Origin of the sequence: Rhizobium sp. NXC24, assembly GCF_002944315.1 — a bacterium.
Classification (GTDB): domain Bacteria; phylum Pseudomonadota; class Alphaproteobacteria; order Rhizobiales; family Rhizobiaceae; genus Rhizobium.
This window is the reverse complement of record NZ_CP024311.1, coordinates 931,162-953,854: the sequence shown is the minus strand read 5'-3', so window position 1 is coordinate 953,854 and position 22,693 is coordinate 931,162. Positions and strand designations below refer to the sequence as shown.

Here is a 22,693-nt window from a genome sequence, read left to right as displayed (position 1 = left end):
CAGCTTCGCCCGCTACCGAGCCCGAAAGCTGAAAATGCCGCTTCCGGCACCAAAACGGTCGTCCATGAAAGCCAAGCCAAAGTCTGCTAATGCCGCAAAGCCACCATCCAAGCATTGGCTCACCGCCCACCCTACTTCTTCTTAAACGGCTCCATGCCCTTGCGCGCCAGTTCGTCGGCGCGCTCGTTTTCCGGATGCCCGGCATGGCCTTTGACCCAATGCAATGTCACCTGATGCCGGTTGCGGGCTTCCTCCAGCGCTTGCCAGAGTTCGGCGTTTTTCACCGGCTTCTTGTCGGCGGTTTTCCAGCCGTTTTTCTTCCAGCCGAAAATCCATTTGGAGATGCCGTCTTTGACATAGACGCTGTCCGTGTAGAGATCGACCTCGCATGGCGTTTTCAGCGCGCCAAGCGCGGAGATCGCCGCCATCAGCTCCATGCGGTTGTTGGTCGTCTCCTGTTCGCCGCCGAAAAGCTCCTTTTCGACATCGCCATAACGCAGCACCGCGCCCCAGCCGCCTGGACCGGGATTGCCGGAGCAAGCGCCGTCGGTGAAGATATCGACATGTTTCATGCCTTCAGCCCATATTCGGCGCTGGAGGCGATCTGGCGATGGAAGCGCAGCTTGCGCAGATATTCGATCGGGTCCTTCTTGGTGACCAAGGCGCCGGCCGGCGTCGTCAGCCAATCATAGAGGCGGGTCAGGAAGAAGCGCAGCGCCGAGCCACGCGACAGCGTCGGCAGGGCGGCGATTTCGGCATCATCCAGCGGCCGGACGCTCTGGTAGCCTTCCAAAAGCGCCATGCCCTTGGTGATATTGTAAGCGCCGTTCTTCTCGAAGCACCATGCGTTGAGGCAGATCGAGACGTCGTAGGCGAGCAGGTCGTTACAGGCGAAATAGAAGTCGATCAGGCCGGAAAGCTCGTCGCCGAGGAAGAAGACGTTGTCGGGAAACAGATCCGCATGGATGACGCCATCCGGCAGGTCCTTCGGCCAATGCGCCGCCAGGAAATCGAGTTCGCCGCGGATTTCGTCTTGCAGGCCGGGTTCGACCTCATCGGCGCGGGCTTCGGATTTTTCCCAGAGCCCCTGCCAGCCTTCGAGCGACAGTGCATTCGGCCGCTTGATGGCGAAGCCTTCGCCGGCGACATGCATCGCAGCCAACGCCTTACCGACTTCGCGGCAATGTTTTGCCTCGGGCTTGCGCAGCCACATTCCTTCGAGAAAGGAGATCAGCGCGGCCGGGCGGCCCGAGAGATGGCCGAGCAACGCGCCATCCTTGCGCGGCAAGGGCAACGGGCAAGACAGGCCGCGGCTTGCCAGATGCTGCATCAAACCGAGGAAAAACGGCAGGTCGCTCTTCTCCACGCGCTTCTCATAGAGCGTCAGGATCAGCGGCTCGCGCGACGTATGCAGCAGGAAGTTGGAGTTTTCGACGCCCTCGGCAATGCCCTTGTAGGAGAGCAACGTGCCGACATCATATTCCGTCAGAAACCACTTCAGATCGTCTTCAGTAATATCGGTATAAACGGCCACGAATTATTCCCTTTGATACATGCTAGCCACCTAGCCGCCCGCCCTCGTGGTTCGAGACTCCCCTGCGGACCTCCTCACCATGAGGGCTGATTCGGCGTCTGGCGGCGAAACTCTCTTCACCTCATCCTAAAATGCCTTGCCGATGCAGCGTCAGCGCAAGCGGCAGGTCCTCGAAGGACGAGGTGGCCGTTCTTCAGTCCCCATTGACAAAGGCCATGTCGGCCACCGTCAGTTCGATATTGCGCAGCTCGCGATTGACGAGGAAATTCTCGGTCTCCTTGACCGTTTCGGCAAGCTCCACCACGGCATTAAAGCGGGTGCGAAACGCCTCGATAATCTCGTTGACGATGACCTCTGGTGCCGATGCGCCGGCGGAGAGGCCGACGGTTTTGATATCGCCGATATCGTCCCAATCGATTTCGGAGGCGCGCTGGACAAGCACGGATTTCTTAGCCCCTGCCCGGAGCGCGACTTCCACGAGACGCTTGGAATTGGACGAATTCGGTGCACCGACGACGATGAAGAGATCGCAGCCTGGAGCGGCTTCCTTCACCACTTCCTGGCGGTTGGTCGTAGCATAGCAGATCGAATCGGCGGCCGGCGCGGTGAGATTCGGAAAACGCTGCTGCAGCCGTGCGATGACGCCGGCGGTGTCGTCGACCGAGAGCGTCGTCTGCGTGACGAAACCGAGATTGTCGGGGTCGGCAGGCTGATAGGCGTCGGCATCCTCCACCGTCTCGATCAGCGACACGGAACCCTCGGGAAGCTGGCCCATGGTGCCGATCACTTCCGGGTGGCCGGCATGACCGATGAGGATGACATGGCGGCCGAGGCGGTTATGCCGCATGGCCTGCTTGTGCACCTTCGACACCAGCGGGCAAGTGGCATCGAGATAAAAGAGATTGCGCGCGTCCGCATCCGCCGGCACGGACTTCGGAACGCCATGGGCGGAAAAGACGACGGGCTGGGCGCGATGCTCGGTGGGGATTTCGTCCAGCTCCTCCACGAAGACGGCGCCCTTGGCCTCCAGCCCTTCGACGACATAGCGATTATGCACGATCTCATGACGGACATAGACCGGCGCGCCATAGGCCTTCAGCGCCAGCACGACGATCTGGATGGCACGATCGACACCGGCACAGAAGCCACGCGGACCGCAGAGCCGGATGGTCAGGTCAGGTTTGGAAACCGCTATATTCATGTCTCTTCCGAAATCCGGGACGATGGCAAGGCTATAGATAGGTTCGCCTTGCCGCTTACTCATGTAGTCCGCATGATCTTATCCAAAAACCACTGCGCACTTTTTGGGATCATGCTCTAGCCGAATATTCCATCGAAATGAAGCTATTCTATTGCGCGAAACTATTGCGTGGGGGTGCCCGGATGGCGTTTGCGCCACCAGGAGATGGCGACGATGGCGACCAGCGCCGCCGCCAGGCCATACCAGGTCACGGCATATTGCAGGTGATTGTTCGGCAAATCGACGATGGTGACGCCGCCGATCGGCAGGCCCTGAGGATTGGGGGTCTTGTCGGCATCGACGAAGAAGGGCAGTACTTTATCCCGCGGAAGCCCATCGCTATCGGCCATGGCATCCAGGTCTTTCCAATAGAATATGTTCTTCGCCAGATCATTGTCCGGCATGCCCGAGGGCTGGCCGGCGAGCTTGGCGCGGGCGAGGCCGGTGACGGTCTGTTCGTCCGTCAACTGCCCCTGCATGCGCATTTCCGGCTCCTTGGCGTCGTAGGGCACGAAACCTCTGTTGACGAAGAGGTAGCGCCCGTCCGCAAGCTGCAGCGGCGTATAAATATCAAAGCCGGAAGCGCCGCCGAAGGTTGCGAAGAAATGCCGTTCCTTGTTGTTGAGGTAACGGCCGGTCGCTGTGACGACGCGATATTCGATATCGCCGCCGGATGCGGCCATGGCCTCGATCGTCGATAGCGGCACAGGGGCCGCGGCCTGGCGCTCGGCAATGTCGGCGAGCAGGCCTTCCTTCCAGTGCAGCCGCTCGACCTGCCAGGTGCCGAGAGCCAGCAGGATGCCAAGCGCCACGAGCAGGATCAGCACCTTGCCAAACTGCCAGAAAGGGTTGGCGCGGCGAGCGGGCATGGCGGCCTCAGTCACGATGAATGCGCCCTTCGCTGGCATTGTTGCGATATTGCAGCGCGATCAGGATGCCCTTGCACCAGCGTAGCGACAGAAGCGACAGGATGATGGTCAAGGGGCCGAACAGCAGGATATGCACCCAGATCGGCGGCGCATAGTTGACCTGCAGCCATAGCACCGAGCCGATGACGATGAAGCCGACGATGAGGATGACGAAGACCGCCGGGCCATCGCCCGCATCGGCAAAGGCATAGTCGAGCCCACAAGCTGCGCAACGCGGCTTCAGCGAGAGCAGACCGTCGAAGAGCTTGCCATGACCGCAACGCGGACAGCATCCTTGAATGCCGACCCGGAACGGATCGACGGGTGGAAAGAGGGCGCTGTCACCATTTGCCCCTTGATTTGGGTCTGTCCCGTGACCTGGGGCTGTGTCTTGCTCTGGGCTCAAGGTTTGATCTCGATCGATTGCCATTCACGACGAGCATCCGGGTCTCGTCCTGTCATCATCAGTAACCGCGACGCGGCCATCCGTCCAATTCAAAAGCATGGTGACGTCTGCGCAGCAGCCAAACAAGGCCCCAATCCCGCATCATGATGTCGCGGCCGCCTTTTCCTGGCCGCTTGAAAAACACCATTGCGGCCATAGAAAGAGGGTATGGACAATAAGCAAGACACGAAGGCCGGCCAGATCATCATTCTGAACGGCGCGCCGCGATCCGGAAAATCGAGCATTGTCGAGGCCATCCAGGCAGGTTTCGACGACCCATGGATGAATCTGGGCGTCGACGCCTATGTGCGGCATATCACGCCACCGCGTTACCGGCCGGGGATCGGTGTACGGCCGGGCGGCGAACGGCCTGACCTGGAACCGCTGGTTCCGATATTCTATTCGGCGCTCTATGCCTCGATTGCCGCCCATAGCCGCCTTGGGCTCAATGTCATTGCCGAATTCGGCCATCATGACGCCTATTCAAAGCCGCTCGGAATCCTTTCGGATTGCGCCCGCCAACTTGCCGGCCTACCCGTCCTTTTCGTCGGGGTGCACTGTCCGATCGAGACCATCATGCAGCGACGTTTGGCGGAAGGCCCTGAAAGGCGCAATGACTACGTCAGCGTCTCTGCCGATGCCCCGGTTCCCGCGCCGATCCTTGCGTGGCAGGCGCAAGTGCATCAACCGGGCATCTACGATCTGGAAGTGGATACATCCGTGCAAAGTCCACAGGCCTGCGCCGAACAGATGCGGCAATTGTTGGATCGAGGGGTTCCGCGCCCAACAGCCTTCGAGCGGCTTGCCGTCGGCGCCTGAGAGGCCCCGCAATGAAAAAGGCGGGCGCCGAAGCACCCGCCTTCTATCTCAATTCTGCCTTGGCTTAGCCAGCCGCGACCGGCGCGCCCCAGCTTCCCCAGATATAGATGCAGAAGAACAGGAACAGCCAGACGACGTCGACGAAGTGCCAATACCAGGCGGCCGCTTCGAAGCCGAAATGCTGCTTTGGCGTGAAATCGCCGCCGATCGAGCGGATGAGGCAGACCAGCAGGAAGATCGTGCCGATCAGCACGTGGAAACCATGGAAACCGGTCGCCATGAAGAAGGTAGCGCCATAGATCGAGTTTTTGAACTCGAAGGGCGCATGCGCATATTCATAGGCCTGCACGCAGGAGAACAGCGCACCGAGCAGCACGGTCAAAACCAAGCCCTGGATCAGGCCCTTGCGGTCATTGTGCAGCAGCGCGTGGTGCGCCCAGGTAACCGTCGTGCCCGAGAGCAGCAGGATGATGGTGTTGTAGATCGGCAAATGCCAAGGATTGAGGACTTCGATGCCCTTGGGCGGGAACTGGCCGCCGAGGAAGGCCGTCCGCGAAGCCTGTATGGCTTCGTTCGGGAAGAGGCTGACGTCAAAATAGGCCCAGAACCAAGCGACGAAGAACATCACCTCGGAGGCAATGAACATGATCATGCCATAGCGCAGATGCAGCGAGACGACGCGGGTATGCGCGCCCTCATGCGCTTCCTTCACCGTATCCGACCACCAGCCGTACATGACGTAGAGGATCACGGCCAGGCCGATGAAGAACAGCCAGGGCTGTGCGAAGTTGATCCCGAACAGATGCACCGCGCCGCCGTTCAGGTAGCGCATGAAGCAGACGCCGCCAAAGGTAATGACAAAGGCCCCGAAGGCCGCGATGATCGGCCACGGGCTGGGATCGATAATGTGGTAATCGTGTTTCTTGGTATGCGCCTCTGCCATGTCAGCAATCCCCGAATGACTTTTCCCATATCGCCTCCGGCTGAGCCGAAAGCACTCTCCATCAAAGTTTCTTTTCCACCACCTTCGCTGCGCCCTCGTTGGAAGCCACAGGTTTCGCGCCGTCGCGCGGATAGAAGGTGTAGGATAGTGTCAGCGCCGTGATCGTCTTGGTTTCTTCCGCCTTGGTGATCTCAGGATCGACGTAGAAAACCACCGGCATCTCGCGCTTTTCCCCCGGTGCCAGATCGGTCTCGTTAAAGCAGAAGCATTGCACCTTGTTGAAATAGGCGCCCGCTTCCACCGGCGAGACGTTGAAAATAGCCTGTCCACGCGTCGGCTGGTCGGACTTGTTCTCGACCAGGAACTTGATCTCGACCGTTTTGCCGATCTTTGGGGAGACTTCCTTCTGCATCGGCTTGAAGTCCCAGGGTATCCCCGGGGCAACATTGGCGTCGAAGGAGACCTTGATCGGCTTGTCAAGAATGATGCTGGAGGCCTGATCGACGCGCTGCGTCGTGCCGTTGAAGCCGGTTACCTCGCAGAAGATGCGGTAGAGCGGCACGGCGGCGGCGCACATGGCGCTCATGCCGACCACGAAGCTCAGGCACATGGCAACCACCAGGCCGTTATTGCGGCCGGCGTTTCTTGCCTTGTTTGTTGTCCCCTCCTCCATCACGCCTCCTCAAACGTGTCCGGTGCCGACCTTGATGATGGTGATCGCGTAGAACAGGATCACCAGGCCGGCGAGCACCAAACCGAGCGCGATGTTGCGCCCTCGCCGTGATTTCTTTTGGGCTTCCGTGAGCTTGACGAGTTCGATCACAGCCAGCCTCCCGCACCGCCTGATATCAGCACTATCACGAGCCGGTCGATCAGCAGTGCGGAAAAGATTGCGAAGAGATAGAAGATCGAGAAGGCGAAAAGTTTCTTCGCCGGGATCATCTTAACATCGCCATCCGGCATGCGCCGGACGGCGATGGAACAGTATATGAAGATTGCGCCGAGCGCGGCGGCGACGGCACCATAGCCGAAGCTCGCAAAGCCCATGAATGCCGGCACAACACCGATGATGGCCGTCAGCACCGCATAGGCGACGATCTGATTCTTGGTGGCCGGCACGCCGGCGACATTCGGCAGCATGGGGACGCCGACGGCTTCGTAGTCACGCATCTTGAACAGCGCCAGCGCCCAGAAATGGGCCGGCGTCCACAGGAAGATGATCAGGAAGAGCACGATGCTCTCGATCGTCACGTTTCCGGTGACACAGGCCCAGCCGATGACCGGCGGGAAAGCGCCGGCAGCGCCGCCAATGACGATGTTCTGCGGCGTCGAGCGCTTCAGCCACATCGTATAGATGACGACGTAGAAGAAAATGGTGAAGGCGAGGATCGCGGCCGAAAGCCAGTTGACGGCGAGGCCAAGGATCGTCACCGAAAAGCCCGACAGCACCAAGCCGAAGGCAAGCGCCTCGGAAGCCTTGACGCGGCCGGCGGGAATCGGACGGCGTGCCGTACGGCTCATGACCGCGTCGATATCGGCGTCGTACCACATGTTCAGCGCGCCGGAAGCGCCGGCGCCGACTGCGATGCAGAGAATGGCGATCAAGCCGAGAATGGGGTTGATGTGGCCCGGCGCCAGCACCAGGCCGGCAAAAGCGGTGAAGACGACTAGCGACATGACCCGCGGCTTCAAAAGCTCGAAATAATCGCGCGCACTCGCTTCAGACAGGCCGGTTTCGCCTTTCTTCGCGAGTACTTCGTGATTGTCGATCACCGTCATTCTTTCATCCAATGTCCGTTAAGCCGGACGCCGTTTATCACGGCGTCCGGAAATAAGCTACTTGATGCGCGGCAGCTCTTCCCACTGGTGGTAAGGCGGCGGCGAAGGAAGCTGCCATTCCAGAGTGGTCGCACCCTCGCCCCAGGGATTGTTGCCGGCGACGCGCTTCTTCACGAACGCATCGATGACACCCCAGAAGAAGAAGCAGAGGCCGACGGCTGCAACATAGGAGCCGATCGAGGAAACGAAGTTCCAGCCGGCGAAGGCGTCCGGATAGTCGATGTAACGGCGTGGCATGCCAGCACGACCGAGGAAGTGCTGCGGGAAGAATATCATGTTGACACCGATGAAGGTGATCCAGAAATGCCAGTTGCCGATCTTCTCGTTGTACATGTAGCCGGTCATCTTCGGGAACCAGTAGTACCAGGCAGCGAAGATGGCGAAGACGGCGCCGAGCGACAAAACGTAGTGGAAGTGCGCGACGACGTAATAGGTATCCTGCCATACGCGGTCGAGACCGGCATTGGCGAGCTGCACGCCGGTGACGCCGCCCACCGTGAACAGGAATATGAAGCCGATCGCCCAGATCATCGGCGTGCGGAACTCGATCGAGCCGCCCCACATCGTCGCGATCCAGGAGAAGATCTTCACGCCAGTCGGAACGGCGATGACCATCGTCGCGAAGACGAAATAACGCTGCGTATCGAGCGACAGGCCGACCGTATACATGTGGTGAGCCCAGACGACGAAGCCAACGGCGCCGATCGCGACCATGGCGTAGGCCATGCCGAGATAGCCGAAGATCGGCTTGCGCGAGAAGGTCGAGATGATGTGGCTGATCATGCCGAAGCCCGGCAGGATCAGGATGTAGACTTCGGGGTGACCGAAGAACCAGAACAGATGCTGGTAAAGGATCGGGTCACCGCCACCTTCCGGCGCGAAGAAGGTCGTGCCGAAGTTGCGGTCGGTCAGCACCATGGTGATGGCACCGGCGAGAACCGGCAGCGACAGAAGCAGCAGGAAGGCCGTGATCAGCACCGACCAGGCAAACAGCGGCATCTTGTGCAGCGTCATGCCCGGGGCGCGCATGTTGAGGATGGTGGTGATGAAGTTGATCGCACCGAGGATCGACGAGGCGCCGGCAATATGCAGTGCGAAGATCACCAGGTCGACCGCCGGGCCGGGATGACCGACGAGGCCTGACAGCGGCGGATACAGCGTCCAGCCGCCACCCGCGCCGTAGGCACCGGCCGGACCTTCGACGAACATCGACAGGATCAGCAGCAGGAAGGCGGGAACGATCAGCCAGAAGGAAATGTTGTTCAGGCGCGGGAAAGCCATGTCCGGCGCGCCGATCATGATCGGCACCATCCAGTTGGCGAAACCGCCGATCATCGCAGGCATGACCATGAAGAAGATCATGATCAGCGCATGGGCGGTGACGAAGACGTTGTACATCTGCTTGCCGCCATCGATGGAGGCGTCGCCCGAATAGCCGTAGACCATGGAAGCCAGACCGCTGAAGATCTGGATGCCCGGCTCCTGCAATTCCATGCGGATCGCAACGGACAGCAGGAAGCCAATGATACCGGCAAAGATCGCAAAGATCAGATAGAGGGTGCCGATGTCCTTGTGATTCGTCGAGAAGAGCCAGCGGTTCGCGAAACTGGGCTTGTGAGCGTGATGGTCGTCATGCGCGTGAGCGTCATGAAGAGCGTGCGAATGATCGTCGTGTGCCGTAGATCCAGCCATTATCCCTATCCCTCTTACTCAGCCGTGTTCGCAGCAACGTTGACAGTAGCCGGCTGATCGACGGCGGCCATCAGGGCCTTGTTGGCCTTGCTCAGGTCGCCGGCAGCAGTGGTCAGCCACTGCTGGTATTGATCCTGAGAGACGATGCGGATGGCGATCGGCATGAATGCATGGTCCTTGCCGCAGAGCTCGGAACACTGACCGTAGTACAGGCCCTCATTGTCGGCCTTGAACCAGGTTTCGTTCAAACGGCCCGGAACGGCGTCAATCTTGACGCCGAAGGACGGCATCGCGAAGGAATGGATGACATCCGTCGGTGCGGCGGTAACAAGGACGCGCACGACCTTGCCCACGGGCAGCACCAGCTCGTTGTCGACGGCGAGAAGCCGCGGATATTTCGATTTGTCTTCCTTGCCGGCCGCAGCGCGGTCCTGATCCTTCAGCAGGAAGGAATCAAAAGCCAGAGGCGTGTTGCCGCTGTTTTCATATTCATAGTTCCACTGCCACTGCGTCGCCGTCGCCTTGACGGTCACGTCAGGATTCTGCGGGAACGTTAGCTGCGCGGTCAGAAGATCGAAGGACGGAACAGCCAGGAACAGAAGAATGAGGACCGGTCCCACGGTCCAGATGACCTCGATCAGCGTGTTATGGCTCGTTCTGGAGGGCACCGGATTTCGCGATGCCCGGAACTTGACCATGACGACGATCAAAAGGACGAGCACCAGCAGCGTAATGGGAACGATAAACCAAAGCGTGTATGCTTCGAACCAGCGTATTTGATGCATGTTGCCGGTTGCTGCCTCTTGCAGGCCGGTTTCCCATGGTTTTGGCTGATCGGCATAGCTGCCGGTCGCAAAAAGCAGACAGGCGATAGCCGCCAGAGCTGCGTAAGCCCTCTTAATCACGATGTCTCTCCCTCCAGCGTTTGATCCCAGATCACTCAAACGCAGTATCCCTACATTCCATTGCGCTTCAAACCACAGTTTGGAGCACTCCGCAACAACTCACAAGCGTTGTCCGTGCGGCATTTTTGCGCGAAGTATATTCCCCCGGCCCGCCGAAACATGGCAAGCATTTCATCATCATACGAAAAATTGCATCGTGGTCCATCGCATTGCCGGGGCAAAATGAGATAGAGGTCGTATTTCCGCCGCAGTCGGTTGGAATTCAGCATGCGGGGCTTTTCATTTGCCGGCATGGGCTTCAACAATAGCAGCACTGATTCGAATCTAGAGGTTTTCATGGGTTTTCGTTCCCTCGCCCGGCTTTGGCTTGTCACCGCCAGCATCGCTGCTGCGGCTGCAGCACCCGTTCTGGCGCAGCAGGCACAGCAAACACAGCCGGCGCCGCAGGCTCAGCAACTGCAAACCCAGCAACCGCCGCAGTCAGGCCAACAGCCGCCAGCCCATACCCAGCAGCTTCCGACCAACCAGGTTCCACAACCACCGGGTACGGTGCGCTCCAGCCATGGTGCATGGTCCGTGGTCTGCGACAAGCCGGCCGGCGCATCGACCGAACAATGCGCGCTGATGCAGAACGTCATTGCCGAGGACCGGCCGGAAGTCGGTCTTTCGGTCGTCGTGCTGAAGACCGCCGATCGCAAGTCGAAGATTCTTCGCGTGCTGGCGCCGCTCGGCGTGCTGCTGCCGAACGGGCTCGGCCTTAATGTCGACGGCAAGGATATCGGCCGCGCCTATTTCGTGCGCTGCTTCTCGGACGGCTGCTATGCCGAAGTGGTGCTTGAGGACGAGTTGCTGAAAACGCTGCGCAGCGGCGCGACGGCCACCTTCATCGTCTTCCAGTCGCCGGAAGAAGGCATCGGCATTCCTGTCGACCTCAAGGGCTTTGCCGAAGGCTACGACGCGCTTCCGTAAATCGACAGGGCTTGCTCTCTCGCCGTCCGAAACCTACATCGGCTCTGAACGGAGCACTTGATCCATGAATACCGATCTTCTTACCTTGTTCGATACCGACGAAACCAAGCTGCGCGGCATCGTTGCCGAAGCACTGGCCGGCGCTGACGATGGCGAGCTTTTCGTCGAGCATGTCCAGGCGGAATCGCTGACCTTCGACAACGGACGCATGAAGGGCGGCAGCTTCAACACCGAACAGGGTTTCGGCCTGCGCGCCGTCGCCGGCGAAGCGGTGGGTTATGCGCATGCGGGCGATCTCTCCGAAGCCGCGCTGAAGCGCGCCGCCGATGCGGTGCGCGCGGTCACGAGCGGCTATGCGGGTTCCTACGCCGCCGCGCCTCAGCGCACCAATAAAGTACTCTATAGCGACGAAAACCCGATTGGGAGCCCAAGCTTCGAGGACAAGGCGAGGCTGCTGCAGGAGATCGACAGCTATCTGCGCGACAAGGATGGCAAGGTGCGTCAGGTCACGGCCTCCATTGCCGCGAGCTGGCAGGTGGTCGATATCCTGCGCGCCGACGGCCATCGCGTTCGCGACGTCAGGCCGATGACGCGCGTCAATATCTCGGTGATGGTCGGCGAAGGCGACCGGCAGGAATCAGGTTCCTTCGGAACCGGTGGCCGCGTCGGCTTCGGCGATTTCGTCACGGAAGAGAACTGGCGCCGCGGCGCTGACGAAGCTTTGCGCCAGGCATTGGTCAATCTCGAGGCGATCGATGCGCCGGCCGGCACGATGGACGTCGTTCTCGGCTCCGGCTGGCCGGGCGTCATGCTGCACGAAGCCGTCGGCCACGGGCTGGAAGGCGATTTCAACCGCAAGAAGACCTCGGCTTTCGCAGGGCTGCTCGGCCAGATGGTCGCCGCTCCCGGCGTGACCGTCGTCGATGACGGCACGATCGAAAACCGCCGCGGCTCGATCACCGTCGACGATGAGGGCACGCCTTCGGCCTACAATGTGCTGATCGAGAACGGCAAGCTGGTCGGCTACATGCAGGACCGGCAGAATGCCCGCCTGATGGGCATGAAGGCAACCGGCAACGGCCGCCGCCAAGGCTATGCCCACACGCCAATGCCGCGTATGACCAACACTTATATGCTTGGCGGCGACAAGACACCGGAAGAGATCATCGCCTCGGTGAAGAAGGGCATCTATGCCGTTTCCTTCGGCGGTGGCCAGGTCGACATCACTTCCGGCAAATTCGTCTTCGGCTGCACCGAAGCCTATCTGATCGAAGACGGCAAGGTCGGCGCACCGATCAAGGGCGCCATGCTCATCGGCAACGGCCCAGAAGCGATGAAGCGCGTCTCCATGATCGGCAACGACATGAAACTCGACACCGGCATCGGCAATTGCGGCAAAGGCGGCCAATGGGTCCCCGTCGGCGTCGGCCAGCCGCATCTGCGGATGGATCAGGTGACGGTCGGCGGGACGAAGGCTTGAAGTCTGCCTAAAGCTATGCCCATAGCAGTGGCCATCAGCCTTCGACGGAGGCTGATGCTGTTGATAGCTTTTGACCGAAGAGGACCTCCATGCGCTTGCTGTCACGCTGGCAGAATTCCGCAGGCGAAAGGGTGCGTATAGCACTTTACCTCAAAGGTATTCCGTTCACTTATACACCGGTAAGCTCATTGGCGCCCGGCGAATATGAGCGATTGAACCCTCAAGGTCTTCTACCTGCTCTCGACATCGGTGGACGTATCATCGCGCAATCGTCTGCTATCCTGGATTATCTTGAGGAAGCGTATCCAGCGCCATGTCTGCTACCTTCCGATCCCGTCGTCCGCGCGGAGGCAAAAGCGTTTGCCGGCCTCATCACATCGGAAATGCATTCTCTGACCGTTCTGCGTGTCAGACGCTTTTTGAAATCGGACATAGGTGCCGACGATCATCAAGTTTCGGCCTGGGTCAGCCACTGGCTGGCTCTAGGCCTTGACGCCCTGGAGGAAACCCTACGGCGCCGACCGGTCCAATGGCCGTATTGCTTCAGCGCAGAAGCGGGATGGGCGGACCTGCATCTTGTGCCGCAACTAAGCGCCTCCCGCCGTCTTGGCGTAGATCTATCCCGTTATTCCACACTCCTGGCAGTCGAAGAACGCTGCAACGAACTCGAAGCCTTTCGGCTTGCACGCCCGGAAGCACAGGTCGACTTCTCTCATTCTTGAACGTGGCAACCCAGTGGCCGCTCTCACCCCTCCTCCGGCCGGAACCGCCATTTCCGCTCGACGGCAGCGGCGAGATCGAGGCTGTTGCGGTGGGCGAAGAGAAGGATATGGCCAAGCACATCGGCGGTTTCGTCGGCCAACGCAGTAGCCAGATCCTCGTCCGACATGCCCTTGCGTCTTCCGCGGCCGGTCGTTTTGTTCCAGATCTGGGTGAGTTCGCCCATCTCCTCCTGCAATTTCAAAACAAACCAGTCGGCATCGCGCTCCAATCCGTTGGCGGCGGCATAGGTGGCGGAAGCCTTTTCGAACTGCTGGATCAGATCGGATAACATCAATATTGTTCCCCGTATGTTCTCAACAGAAGTGAACGATTCTGCCGGAAATAGCAAGACGGCGGAGCTTGTGCCCCGCCGTCTTGATAGTTTCAAAACTTGATTTCCGCTCAGCCCTTGGTCGGCAACAGCATGCAGTTGAAATCCTTGCGTTTCAGCGCGGCGCAGGCGGAATTCGCATCATCGCGGCTGCCGAAGCCAACGAAACGGGCGCGATAGACCGTGTTGCTGCCCTTGCCGACGGCTTCGGTATAGGGCGAAGCGTTGGCAAGAGCGCCGCCCGCCTTGGATTGAGCCTCGGACAGCAGGTCCTTGGCGGCCTGCGCCGTCGGAGTAGCTGCGATCTGCACCTGCCAACCGCCGGTCGCCGGTTTGCCGGCATTTTGGATTTCATCCATCGCCATCGGGCGATCCATCGGCACGGTCACATTTGTCGTGGCGGCATAAGCGAGCGGGGCCTGAGCCGGCGTGAACTCGGCGCGCTTGCGCGTCGTCGTGGCCGTGGTTTGCGCATCGACATCGGCAGCAACATCATCCGTCGCCGAAGCAACTTCGACCTGCTTTGCACCGCCAACACTTGCCATGAGGCGCGATGAAGTGGCGGAGGTCGCTTTCGGCACATAGCGATTGAGAAGGGAAGCCATGAAGGCATCGCGGCCACGGGCAGTCGCGCCGCCCATGACGACGCCGATAACGCGGCGGTTGCCCTGGCGCACGGCGCTGACTATGTTGAAGCCGGAGGCATTGGTGTAGCCGGTCTTGATGCCGTCCATGCCTTCGTAGCGATACATCAGATTGTTATGGCCACGGACGCGGCTGCCGCGATAGGTGAAGCTCGACTGCGAAAACAGCCGATATTCCTGAGGATAATTGTTGATGAGCGCAACGGCGAGCGTCGACATGTCGCGCGCGGTCGTCACCTGCTCCATGCTCGGCAAGCCCGATGGATTGGTGAAGACGGTGCGGCGCATGCCGAGTTCGCGCGCCTTCTGCGTCATGATGCGGGCAAAGCCGCTTTCGCTACCGCCCAGCGCTTCGCCCATGGCAGTGGCGGCATCGTTGGCGGACTTGATGATCATGCCATTGACGGCATCGCGGACGGTGATGGTGCTGCCCGGCTTCAGGCCGAGCTTGGTCGGGCTCTTGCCGGAGGCGTTGCTCGAGACCGGAATCGCCGTGTTCCAACCCAGCTTACCACGATGAATAGCCTCAAACGTCAGGTACAGCGTCATCATCTTGGTCAGCGAAGCAGGGTGGTTGAGATCATCGGCATTATCCGAAGCCAGCACCCTGCCGGATTTCGCGTCCATGATGAAATAGGCGCTGCCCGCAAAGCTCGCTACCGGTGCGCTCAACAGCAAGACGGCCGCAGAAAGGGCCATCAAAAGTTTTTTCATATTCGTCCCCAACTGAAACAAATGCCAATACACCGCATCAACCTGTTGTGCGCATTTGCGACAAGAGCCTGATTTCGGTGCGATATTGAGGCAACACCCTCGACAGAATTCCAATTTTGCCTTTGCTGGTAAAATAACGGTTAACACATTGAAAAGATGGTGCAGATTCAGCAAGACTTAACGGCGGATAGGCTAGATCATGGGCATTCTTCAACCGGGTCAATCCCTATGGAACAGGGCATCAGAATTCGTCTCAAGCGCGCGGCGATCTCCGGCGGTCTGGAAACCGCCGCAATTCTGAAAAACCTCGGCCTGATGCGCGACGTCGCCGGCCTCGGTGCCATCTTCACCCTGCATCATGTCCGCCCTCCCTTGCCCCGAACCTTTGCCCCGAATGCGCATCTAGAAATTTCGCCCGAATTCCTCGACAGCGCGATCACGCGACTGAAACGGGATGGTTATGAATTCATTTCTCTTGATGCGTTGCCGGACCGTATCGCAAGTGATCGCAACAAGCCACCCTTTGCTGCTTTCACACTCGACGACGGTAATCGCGACAATTTCGATTATGCGCTGCCGGTCTTTGCCCGCCACGGCACGCCCTTCACGATCTTCGTCACCCAAGGCCTGTCGGAGAGGACGCACAGCATATGGTGGGAAACGCTGGCCGACCTGCTTGCCCAATGGGATCGCCTAACGTTCGACTTTGGCATGGGCACAGAGAGTTTCGATCTCAACAGGGCCGGCCAACGGCAAGCCGTGTTTGCCCGCTTTGCCGCCTATGTTCATGCCCATGACGAGATGGAGGCCGTTGCCCGGATCGACGAGCTCGCCCGAAGGAACGGCATGGAGCCACTGGATCTCGTGCGCGCGACAATCATGGACCGCGGGGAATTGAGGCAGCTTGTCCGTCATCCGCTTGCCTCGCTCGGCGCCCACACGGTCAGCCACCGGGCGCTCGCCCGTCTGCCGGAAGCGGAAGCGGCGGCGGAAATGGCGTTGTCGGCGGATTATGTCGCTGACATCATCGGAAGGCGGCCGGCGGCGATCGCTTATCCCTACGGCACGGCCAATGCGGTCTCTCCTCGCGAAGCTCGGCTTGCAGCGGAACTCGGCTTTTCCGTCGGCGTTACGACCCGGCCTGGGACGATCGGAAAGGCAAGTGCCGCCACGATCACCCATTTGCCGCGGCTGTCGTTGAACGGTCACTACCAGAAGGCTCGATATGCATCGGCACTTGCCTCCGGCATCCCCATGAGGCTGATGGGGCGCCGGGCCTCACCATAGTTCCGTTACGGATACATCCGCACCTTTTCCCAGGCGCCCTCCGGCACGTCGCGGCGGAATTCGACGCGGTCGTGCAAGCGGAACTGGCGATCGTGCCAGAACTCGATCGACAGCGGCCGGATGCGGAAGCCGGACCAATAGGCAGGGCGTGGAATTTCGCCAATGGCGTAGCGGGCCGTATATTCGGCGACCGCCTTTTCCAGGGCGAAGCGGCCCTCGAGCGGACGCGACTGCTTCGACGCCCAGGCGCCGATGCGGCTGCCGCGGGCACGCGTCTTGAAATATTCATCAGCTTCGTTGTCGCTGACCACTTCAACCAGGCCGCGCAGCCTTACCTGACGCCGGAGCGACTTCCAGTGGAAGCACATGGCCGCTTTCTTTTGGGAAAGAATTTCTTGGCCTTTCTGGCTTTCGAAATTTGTATAGAATACGAATCCCTGACTATCGAAACCTTTCAGAAGAACCATGCGGACATTTGGCAATCCATCCTTATCAACCGTTGCCAAGGCAACCGCATTCGGATCATTCGGCTCATTGGCTTCAGCGTCGCGCAGCCAGGAAGCGAAAAGCGCGAAGGGCTCGTTCTGCTCGGTGAAGTCACCGCTTGTTAACTCGTTTTCCGACATATTAGCTCAAATTCTCCGCATTTCCTAAAATCGCCAGCCCCAACACTGGCCAAGATACTCGGGTGGAAGTCATAGCAAAGTCGACGGTTCATACAAAGCGCAAGCTTGCAAAAGGCGCGACGATGGCGATTGCCATTTTCTCCCTTTTCTCCCTTGGCGGCTGCGTCGGCGGCGGCATGGACATGCTGAGTTCGACGAAGGTGGATCGGAGCGTTTCAACCGGTACCATCCCGACTGCTCCTGTGACGACCGACAGCGTTTCCGACGAGACAACCGTGCGTAACGCGGTGACTTCGGCAGATCTCAACAAGCTGAACGGACAGCCCGTCCCCTGGGCGAATGCGTCGACGGGAAGCGCCGGCGTCATCGACACCATCGTCGAAAACAACGCCTCGGGACAGGTCTGCCGCCAGTTCCGCACCACCCGCCACTCCTATGACGGCATCGCCAATTTCTTCGGCAAGACCTGCCTTATCGGCCAAGGCGAATGGCAATTGCTGAGTTTCCAGCAGGACGGCTGATCGCCTCCTCTCTTTCTTATTTCATACTCAGAAGCGGGCCGATCGGCGTGCCCGCCGCAATGCAATCCGCAAGCGCGTAGATATCGTTGCTGGGCGAACGGTCCATCTCCAGCGGTGGGACCATCGAGCGGACAACGGTAAACAGCATCCCGGTTCCCTCACCCAACTTGATTGCGCCTCGCAGATCGATGGCCCGCGCGGCTACGATCAGTTCGATCGCCGTCAGATATCGCAGCTTCACCGCCAGCCGTCCGGTCTTGTCGATCACCGACATGGCAAGCGATGCATAATCCTCGACGCGATCGGCGACGGGCGTCACGGCAAAGGGCATGGGTATCGCCAGGTGGCCGATCTCCGCCGTCAGCGCGGCGACGGTCTTTTGCAGGGCGCCAAAGCCGTTGGCGCCGACACCTTCCGGCGCCAGAAAACGCGGCAGATCGGAGAAGCCCGGCGACAGCAGCTTCATGATTCGCTCGGCCGCCATAGCCGCAAGGCGGGCGAGCGCCAGCCCCAGCGTGTCGAAGGCCAGCACCATATGGGTGGGATCGAAATTGCCGGTCGGCAGCACGACATCCTCATCGGCAAGAACCGATGGGTTGTCGTCACTGGAGCGCAGTTCCAGTTCGGTAGCAGTCCACGCCGCTCTCAGCGCATGCAATGCGGCGCCTGAGACCGATGGCACGCAGCGAAGGCTGAGCGGGTCTTGAAGGCGCCGGGCTGCCCCCGGTTTCATCAGATCGCCGCCTTCGAGCAGCGAACGGACCGCTGCCGCGACTTCGCCCTGGCCGGGGCCGGGCCGCAAGCGACTTGCCAGCGGATCGAGCGGATCAAGGCTGGCGCGAAATCCTTCATAGGACAGCGCTGCCGCACCGATATGCGCATCGAAAATACGCCTGATATCCTGCAGCATCAGGCAGGCAAGGCCGACGGATGCGGCGTTGGACGAGATCAGCGACAGTCCATCCTTTATGCCGAAGGACGGCTGCACAAGGCTGGCCGCCGCCAAGGCATCGGCGCCGGAGACCTCACGCCCATCCGGAAGAATGGCCCTCCCCTCGCCCACCAATACCAAGGCGATATGCGCAAGCGGCGGGAGATCCGCCTCGCCGATCGAGCCGGTCATCGGCACCTTCGGATGGACGGAACAATTGAGCATACCGGCAAGCGCTTGCGCCACCTCTGGCGATACACCCGAATAGCCGAGGCAAAAGCGGGCTAGGCGCGCCGCCATCATGGCGCGGACCTCATCCGCTTCGGCAAAACGCCCAACACCAACGGCGCGGGGGCGCGGAATGCGATGTTGCCCGGAATCCTTCGCGGGATCGAGGCGCGTATCGACAGCGGCACCCAAACCGGTGCTGACTCCATAGATCGCCTTGCCCGCGCCCGCATGGCGGAGGAGACAGGCATAGGCGGCTTCGATGCCGGCGATCGCATCGGCGCCGATCGCGACCTCGGCGCCATTGCGAGCCACGGCGCAGATCGCGTCGATATCCGCGCCGGACGCATCGAAGATCACGCTTTTGGCGTCAGCACCCATCCGTCTGTCCGTTTCTCAAACCGTCCGTTTCAAGCAAAGCGCAGGCGCTGGCCGATATTCATCCGCTTCGCCTTGTCGACCATGGCAGCCCCCAGCGCAACGTCCGTGGTACTGAGACCGCGATGCCAGAAGAGAATGGTCTCGTCGTCGCTTTCGCGGCCAGGCCGCGCACCGCAGACGATCTGGCCGATTTCGGCATGCAGTGTCTCCGCCGTCACCTTGCCCTCATCGACATGCCGGCGCAATGCGCCAAAGGGACGACCGGGGCCGCATTGACCCCAATCGTCGACGACGACTTTGTCCATGATGTCGGTCAGATCGAATTCCAGCGCGCTCATCGTGCCATAAGGAACGACGAAAGCTCCCTTCTTGACCCAGGCGGTCTTGAAGAGCGGCGTCGGCTCAGGCAGGCGGCTGGCCTCGACCATGATGTCGGCGTCCTTCAGGCAGTCTTCCCAATTGTCGGTGACGATGATCTTCTTGCCGAGATCCTTTTCCAATCGGGCGGCGAAGGCATCGCGGCTTTCCGGCCGGCGGGAATGGACGCGGATTTCCTCGAAATCGAACAGATGGTCGAGCAGGCGGACATTCCAATAGGAAGTGCCGCGCGCGCCGATATGGCCGAGCACCTTGCTATCCTTGCGGGCGAGATGGCGGGCACCGATCGCGGTGACCGCGCCCGTGCGCATATCGGTGATCGCGGTGGCGTCGATGATCGCCTTCGGCATGCCGGTGCGCGGATCGAAAAGGTTGAGCACAGCCATTTCAGAAGGAAGACCCTGTTTGTAGTTATCGACGAAATCGCCGACCACTTTGACACCAGCATAGTCGAGAGGCTTCACATAGCCGCGCAGCACATTGAAATGGCCCTTGTCGGAACTTTCGGGCACGAGATGCACGCGCGGTTCGATCACCGTTTCGCCACGTCCCTGCGCATCCAAAGCTTTGCTGACGGCATCGAGGATTTCGTCGTTGGTCAGCGCCAGCGCCTTGGTATCGATGGCGTTCAGATAGTCGATCCAAATTTCCTGCATGGGATGCCCTGACCCTTCCGCTTGTCGCTATGCTCGCCTCATCATGAAATGAGTTGTCTATACTTATTGTCAAGGCAAATCCGGTGCGAAAGCCGTGCCTTCAGTCTTAAGCAGGGCTTGGCTTCCTTAGCGAACGGCTAACCATTGCGGCAGATCGAACCGTTGCCGCCAGCCGGGCGTAACAACTGATTAGCAACTGCTCGCGCAGGATCACACCATATGCGCGTCAACCTTCTTGCTTCCGGGGGAGTGAGGATACGGCGCGATCCATATGTTTTCTTCCTTTTGGGGTGCCGCAACGAGGCCGGGCACACCCTTCAAAACGGTGGTTATAATGATGCGCGATCCTTACAAGGTGCTTGGCGTAAAGCGGGATGCCGGGGCGGACGAAATCAAGGCGGCATGGCGCAACCTGGCCAAGGCCGTACATCCCGATCACAACATCGGCGATCCCACGGCAACGGAGCGCTTTGCCGAGATCGGCCGCGCCTATGAAACGCTGAAGGACCCGCAGAAGCGCAGCCGTTACGATCAAGTGGCGCGCATGGCCGAGGCGAAGGGCCAAAGCACAGAGCAGACCATCATGCAGCAGCGTCAGGCTGCCCGCGAAGCAGCGGAGCGTGCCAAGGCCGCACGCGCCAACGCCGAAAAGATCATGGAAGAACTCGCCCGCGCCAATGCCCAGAAGGCGCAGAAGGCTGCGTCGGCCGCCAACCCGCAGGCGGCCGGCGCCGAGTCACCCGAGGATATGGTCGAGCGCATTTTCGGCGCCAAGGCCGCCCGTGCCGCACCCAACCAGGCAGAGACCGCCGCCAGTGCCGCGGAGACGGAAAAGCCACGCGAACCGGAGAGCGGCGAGACGGAAGAAAACTTTGCCGAAGAGGAGCAGCTTGCGACGGGCACCGGCTCAACCGTCTTCCGCTCGCGCTTCGGCATTCTTGGCTCGCTCGTGCGCCGCTTTACGGGCGGCAGCGTTCAGGACAAAGTGCCGGAGAAAACACCGGAGATCGCTGCCGAAGCGACCGTCACCCTCGATGACATGTTGAAGGGAAACTGGATTGCCGTACCGCTGTCCGACGGACGGGAGGCGCGCTTTCAGGCGACGACGGATATCAGCAACGGCCAGGTGGTGCATCTGAAGGGCCAGGGGATGAAATTGCAGGGGATGCTGCGCGGCGATGTCGCGATCACCATCCATCTCTCCACCGACAGCCGCTTCACGCTTAATGGCCTCGACGTCCACACGACCCTTCCCGTGACCATCGAAAATGCGGTGCTCGGTTATGAGACAACGGTCGAGGGATTGAGCGGGCCGGTCAGGCTGACAGTCCCCCCCTGGTCCGGTTCGGATCAGGTCATCCGAATCTCTGACCAGGGACTACCGGACGGGCATGGCGGAAAAGGCAATCTCGTGGTGGAATTGCGCCTGATGCTGTGGGAAAAACCGGACGACAAAGTTACCGATTTGATGCGCAGCATGCGCGAGGGGCTTTTTTTGTGAAATTTCAGTGACAACCGCACCCTTTGTTACGATCCCTAACAGTTGATGATCTTTCCGATGCTTGAACAGGGGATCGGCCTATGCCATAGGCAGGATCATTCGAAAGTTCAAGGGAGCAGAATATGGCTCAAGCCACTGGCCTCATGGCAGGCAAGCGCGGCGTCATCCTCGGCGTTGCAAACAACCGTTCCATAGCGTGGGGTATTGCCAAGGCCTGTTCCGAAGCCGGTGCCGAAATCGCGTTGACGTGGCAGGGCGACGCTCTGAAGAAGCGCGTCGAGCCGCTCGCCCAGGAACTCGGCGCCTTCATGGCAGGCCATTGCGACGTTACGGAACCCGCGACGATCGACGCCGTCATCGACTCGCTGGAAGCCAAATGGGGCAAGATCGATTTCGTCGTGCATGCCATTGCCTTCTCCGACAAGGATGAGCTGACCGGCCGCTATGTCGACACCAGCCGCGATAATTTCGCGCGCACCATGGACATCTCCGTCTATTCGCTGCTCGCCGTCGCCCAGCGCGCCGAGCGCATCATGAACGATGGCGGCTCGATCATCACGCTGACCTATTACGGCGCGGAAAAGGTCATGCCGAATTACAACGTCATGGGCGTCGCCAAGGCTGCGCTCGAAGCAAGCGTGCGCTACCTTGCCGTCGACCTCGGCGGTCGCGGCATTCGCGTCAACGCCATTTCGGCCGGCCCGATCAAGACGCTGGCCGCCGCCGGCATCGGCGACTTCCGCTATATTCTGAAATGGAACGAATATAACGCGCCGCTAAAGCGCACGGTTTCGATCGACGAAGTCGGCAACTCCGCGCTTTATCTGCTCTCCGATCTTTCCACCGCCGTCACCGGCGAAGTGCACCATGTCGATTCGGGCTATCACGCCATCGGCATGAAGGCCGTCGATGCGCCTGACATCGCCGTCATCAAGGATTGATCAACAGGAAACCTGACC

General features: G+C 60.1%; 24 protein-coding genes. 8 read left to right on the top strand and 16 right to left on the bottom strand.

Going from position 1 to position 22,693, the window contains the following annotated elements:
• Positions 1–131: 131 nt before the first annotated feature.
• The 5 genes from rnhA to NXC24_RS04625 form a co-directional block, all read right to left on the bottom strand.
• Positions 132–572 carry a ribonuclease HI gene (gene rnhA / locus NXC24_RS04645; RefSeq protein WP_104822239.1) on the bottom strand — a complete coding sequence of 147 codons (441 nt, stop codon included), beginning with the start codon at positions 570–572 and terminating at the stop codon, positions 132–134.
• Complete coding sequence (locus tag NXC24_RS04640) at positions 569–1,534, bottom strand: homoserine kinase (RefSeq protein WP_104822238.1); 966 nt, start codon at positions 1,532–1,534, stop codon at positions 569–571. Before NXC24_RS04640 ends, rnhA begins: the two co-directional genes overlap by 4 nt.
• 193 nt (positions 1,535–1,727) lie before the next feature.
• A complete protein-coding gene (gene ispH, locus NXC24_RS04635) occupies positions 1,728–2,735 on the bottom strand; it encodes a 4-hydroxy-3-methylbut-2-enyl diphosphate reductase (protein ID WP_104822237.1) in 1,008 nt (335 codons plus the stop codon).
• 161 nt (positions 2,736–2,896) lie between these two features.
• Complete coding sequence (locus NXC24_RS04630; protein WP_104822236.1) at positions 2,897–3,643, bottom strand: SURF1 family protein; 747 nt, start codon at positions 3,641–3,643, stop codon at positions 2,897–2,899.
• 7 nt (positions 3,644–3,650) lie between these two features.
• Positions 3,651–3,983 (bottom strand): DUF983 domain-containing protein, encoded by a 333-nt coding sequence (locus tag NXC24_RS04625; RefSeq protein WP_104825007.1) that lies wholly within the window; start codon positions 3,981–3,983, stop codon positions 3,651–3,653.
• 312 nt (positions 3,984–4,295) lie between these two features.
• On the opposite strand from NXC24_RS04625, the gene NXC24_RS04620 reads away from it, so the two are divergent.
• A complete protein-coding gene (locus NXC24_RS04620) occupies positions 4,296–4,946 on the top strand; it encodes a chloramphenicol phosphotransferase (RefSeq protein ID WP_104822235.1) in 651 nt (216 codons plus the stop codon).
• Between the two features lie 64 nt (positions 4,947–5,010).
• On the opposite strand, the gene NXC24_RS04615 is transcribed toward NXC24_RS04620, so the two are convergent.
• From NXC24_RS04615 to coxB, 6 genes are all read right to left on the bottom strand, one after another.
• Positions 5,011–5,889, bottom strand: coding sequence for a cytochrome c oxidase subunit 3 (locus NXC24_RS04615; RefSeq protein ID WP_104822234.1), 879 nt, complete (start codon positions 5,887–5,889; stop codon positions 5,011–5,013).
• A 61-nt stretch (positions 5,890–5,950) separates the two neighbouring features.
• Positions 5,951–6,562 (bottom strand): cytochrome c oxidase assembly protein, encoded by a 612-nt coding sequence (locus NXC24_RS04610; protein WP_104822233.1) that lies wholly within the window; start codon positions 6,560–6,562, stop codon positions 5,951–5,953.
• A gap of 9 nt (positions 6,563–6,571) precedes the next feature.
• Complete coding sequence (locus tag NXC24_RS35015; RefSeq protein ID WP_034488087.1) at positions 6,572–6,712, bottom strand: hypothetical protein; 141 nt, start codon at positions 6,710–6,712, stop codon at positions 6,572–6,574.
• Positions 6,709–7,668, bottom strand: a complete 960-nt coding sequence (locus NXC24_RS04605) for a heme o synthase (RefSeq protein ID WP_104822232.1) — start codon at positions 7,666–7,668, stop codon at positions 6,709–6,711. Before NXC24_RS04605 ends, NXC24_RS35015 begins: the two co-directional genes overlap by 4 nt.
• Before the next feature lie 57 nt (positions 7,669–7,725).
• On the bottom strand, positions 7,726–9,420 hold the full coding sequence (gene ctaD / locus NXC24_RS04600; RefSeq protein WP_104822231.1) for a cytochrome c oxidase subunit I: 1,695 nt from the start codon (positions 9,418–9,420) through the stop codon (positions 7,726–7,728).
• Positions 9,421–9,434: 14 nt separating this feature from the next.
• Positions 9,435–10,325 carry a cytochrome c oxidase subunit II gene (coxB, locus tag NXC24_RS04595; RefSeq protein WP_104822230.1) on the bottom strand — a complete coding sequence of 297 codons (891 nt, stop codon included), beginning with the start codon at positions 10,323–10,325 and terminating at the stop codon, positions 9,435–9,437.
• 336 nt (positions 10,326–10,661) lie between these two features.
• Between coxB and NXC24_RS04590 the strand changes: the two genes are divergently transcribed.
• From NXC24_RS04590 to maiA, 3 genes are all read left to right on the top strand, one after another.
• On the top strand, positions 10,662–11,294 hold the full coding sequence (locus NXC24_RS04590; protein WP_104825006.1) for an invasion associated locus B family protein: 633 nt from the start codon (positions 10,662–10,664) through the stop codon (positions 11,292–11,294).
• A gap of 64 nt (positions 11,295–11,358) precedes the next feature.
• Positions 11,359–12,774, top strand: coding sequence for a metalloprotease TldD (tldD, locus tag NXC24_RS04585; RefSeq protein ID WP_104822229.1), 1,416 nt, complete (start codon positions 11,359–11,361; stop codon positions 12,772–12,774).
• 89 nt (positions 12,775–12,863) lie between these two features.
• Positions 12,864–13,496, top strand: coding sequence for a maleylacetoacetate isomerase (maiA, locus tag NXC24_RS04580; RefSeq protein WP_104822228.1), 633 nt, complete (start codon positions 12,864–12,866; stop codon positions 13,494–13,496).
• Positions 13,497–13,519: 23 nt separating this feature from the next.
• Here the strand turns inward: maiA and NXC24_RS04575 are convergent, their stop codons facing one another.
• Together NXC24_RS04575 and NXC24_RS04570 are read right to left on the bottom strand one after the other, a co-directional pair.
• On the bottom strand, positions 13,520–13,828 hold the full coding sequence (locus tag NXC24_RS04575; protein ID WP_104822227.1) for a pyrophosphatase: 309 nt from the start codon (positions 13,826–13,828) through the stop codon (positions 13,520–13,522).
• Positions 13,829–13,938: 110 nt separating this feature from the next.
• On the bottom strand, positions 13,939–15,225 hold the full coding sequence (locus NXC24_RS04570) for a D-alanyl-D-alanine carboxypeptidase family protein (RefSeq protein WP_104822226.1): 1,287 nt from the start codon (positions 15,223–15,225) through the stop codon (positions 13,939–13,941).
• A gap of 228 nt (positions 15,226–15,453) precedes the next feature.
• Between NXC24_RS04570 and NXC24_RS04565 the strand changes: the two genes are divergently transcribed.
• Positions 15,454–16,512: a polysaccharide deacetylase family protein gene (locus NXC24_RS04565; RefSeq protein WP_104822225.1), complete on the top strand. Its 1,059-nt coding sequence runs from the start codon at positions 15,454–15,456 to the stop codon at positions 16,510–16,512.
• A 5-nt stretch (positions 16,513–16,517) separates the two neighbouring features.
• On the opposite strand, the gene pdxH is transcribed toward NXC24_RS04565, so the two are convergent.
• Positions 16,518–17,138 carry a pyridoxamine 5'-phosphate oxidase gene (gene pdxH / locus NXC24_RS04560; protein ID WP_104822224.1) on the bottom strand — a complete coding sequence of 207 codons (621 nt, stop codon included), beginning with the start codon at positions 17,136–17,138 and terminating at the stop codon, positions 16,518–16,520.
• Between the two features lie 62 nt (positions 17,139–17,200).
• On the opposite strand from pdxH, the gene NXC24_RS04555 reads away from it, so the two are divergent.
• Positions 17,201–17,659: an RT0821/Lpp0805 family surface protein gene (locus NXC24_RS04555; RefSeq protein WP_104822223.1), complete on the top strand. Its 459-nt coding sequence runs from the start codon at positions 17,201–17,203 to the stop codon at positions 17,657–17,659.
• Between the two features lie 16 nt (positions 17,660–17,675).
• Here NXC24_RS04555 and NXC24_RS04550 read toward each other — a convergent pair whose 3' ends face one another.
• Together NXC24_RS04550 and NXC24_RS04545 are read right to left on the bottom strand one after the other, a co-directional pair.
• Positions 17,676–19,199, bottom strand: coding sequence for an aromatic amino acid ammonia-lyase (locus tag NXC24_RS04550; RefSeq protein WP_104822222.1), 1,524 nt, complete (start codon positions 19,197–19,199; stop codon positions 17,676–17,678).
• A gap of 29 nt (positions 19,200–19,228) precedes the next feature.
• Complete coding sequence (locus NXC24_RS04545; protein ID WP_104822221.1) at positions 19,229–20,233, bottom strand: ornithine cyclodeaminase family protein; 1,005 nt, start codon at positions 20,231–20,233, stop codon at positions 19,229–19,231.
• 337 nt (positions 20,234–20,570) lie between these two features.
• Between NXC24_RS04545 and NXC24_RS04540 the strand changes: the two genes are divergently transcribed.
• On the top strand, positions 20,571–21,734 hold the full coding sequence (locus tag NXC24_RS04540; protein WP_104825005.1) for a DnaJ domain-containing protein: 1,164 nt from the start codon (positions 20,571–20,573) through the stop codon (positions 21,732–21,734).
• A 122-nt stretch (positions 21,735–21,856) separates the two neighbouring features.
• Positions 21,857–22,675, top strand: coding sequence for an enoyl-ACP reductase FabI (fabI, locus tag NXC24_RS04535; RefSeq protein WP_104822220.1), 819 nt, complete (start codon positions 21,857–21,859; stop codon positions 22,673–22,675).
• Positions 22,676–22,693 lie beyond the last annotated feature (18 nt).